Raw genomic sequence first — 1,782 nt, 5'->3', positions numbered from 1 at the left:
CATACACAAATACGTTGTGCTTAATACTCAAATAATGAATAAAATAAATGTTTCTACAAGAAATTACTCAAGTTTGAGTTCAATAAAAGAATGGAGAAACAATCTCGAATTATTTGATTTTTCAATTACTTGGGAAGATGGTGATTTCTTCTTTATAGAATTAATTTATAGGAATAAATCAGAACTATTATTCATAATTGAAAAACTAGGAATTCCCTTAAAAAAATTTCCTGATGGTTACGAAAAATTTATTCCTGGAAAAATATACCGAGAAGCTGATGGAGAAAAAATGCCTAAATCAGAAATTAAAGACTTTCCTGACTATATGCAACCAGAATATATTAAGATAATTGATATTTCCGCTTATTGTAAAATTGAGAATGGAATCATAAAAATAACACTAGTAACTAAAGACGATTTTAATTGGTATTTAACAGAGTCGGGCTATGAAAATTGTCTAAAAATTGAAAGGCTAATTCATTCTGAAAGGCTAACTGAATATGTAAAGTCTGAAAGGTTTTGTGATAATTATATTCTTTAACGGAATTAAAAAATACTAAGCACAACAAGGTGTAAAAAACATAGCTAGTAATTGCTAAAACCAGAGGTTTTTGTATATTTAAGAAGTCCGCCAAATTTTTAATTTGGCTTTTAAAAAGTAAAAAATTAAAAACAAAATATAAAAATTCGGCTATGTGTTAATCCGAAAAGTTAATGACCTTTTACACGCTACATTTCATACACAAGTCCGTTGTAAAACATTTCCAAACATGAAGCACATCAAGAGAAGATTCTTTTTTCAAAAAACTTCAGAAGAAATTAATTTTGAACGTTCAGAATTTGAACTTATTGATTTAAAAAATGATGGAATTTCTCAAAAAGAATTGTCTGAAAGAAAAGGAAAAGTCGCTTTTATAGAAACAGTTGACGACATTGTTATTGGTGGATTTGTGCATAATTTAAAAGGGAAACACTTTGTTTTTCCAGTACCAGACCCAACTCTAGTATATTTCAATAATGCACAATTAAGTCTCGCTCAAATTTCCGAACAAAAAAAAGCACTAATAGAAAAGCTAGACTATACTGTTGCACTCAATGAGCCAGCCATTCATGACATATACAATTATCATGGATTAGTAAGTGGATTTGTTATTTTTCTATTTACAGCAATTGAATCGTTTATTAATCAAATGATTCCGGATGACTATACATTTGTAGATAAACAGAAAAACAAAACAATTATTTATAATAAAATTCAGTTACAGGAACATGATGTCTTTAAAACAAAAATAACCAAAGTTCTAACTGGAGCTACAGGTAATGACTTTTTTAGAAAATCTTCACCAGCCAATCAATATATTTGGAGTTTAAAACAATTTAGGGACGATATCATTAACACAAAACAAGATGATGAAATTTTAAAATACCAAAACATAATTAAAATGTCACTTAATTATAATTATGATAAGGCGATAAAAGCAGTTGCGACATTTATGAATTTTTATAAAAAAGATTACATTATTGAATGTGATTGTGGACAAGATTTCTAAAACGGTTTACTGCAATTTTTAATGCTAAATATAGGAACTGTAACTGTTGTAAACATATAAAATGACATTAATTTTATAACAATCGAATATTGATATAACCGAATTGAGTAATAAAAAACGTTTTACAACAAGGTGTATAATTAATTGCGGCTGAATTTCCTCATCGGAAATTCAATCTTATTAATTATCTTTCTGCTACATCGGAAAACGACTCGCGTCCTTTTCCCGCAAA

Annotated in this window: 2 protein-coding genes; both read left to right on the top strand. The window is 28.0% G+C overall.

Annotated features, from left to right (window positions below):
* The coding region (locus tag ACOSP6_RS00045) for a hypothetical protein (RefSeq protein ID WP_422095658.1) at nt 1-541 on the top strand (541 nt) is incomplete at its 5' end.
* Nucleotides 542-770: 229 nt separating this feature from the next.
* Nucleotides 771-1,550, top strand: coding sequence for a hypothetical protein (locus ACOSP6_RS00040; RefSeq protein WP_422092677.1), 780 nt, complete (start codon nt 771-773; stop codon nt 1,548-1,550).
* Nucleotides 1,551-1,782 lie beyond the last annotated feature (232 nt).

The organism is Tenacibaculum sp. MEBiC06402 (assembly GCF_049239625.1).
In the GTDB taxonomy this organism is placed as follows: Bacteria; Bacteroidota; Bacteroidia; order Flavobacteriales; family Flavobacteriaceae; genus Polaribacter.
This window is presented reverse-complemented; position numbering and strand designations above follow the sequence as displayed.

Excerpts from the sequence above, each read along its gene's own strand:
- ACOSP6_RS00040 (WP_422092677.1), top strand. The coding sequence starts at position 771 with ATGAAGCACATCAAGAGAAGATTCTTTTTTCAAAAAACTTCAGAAGAA.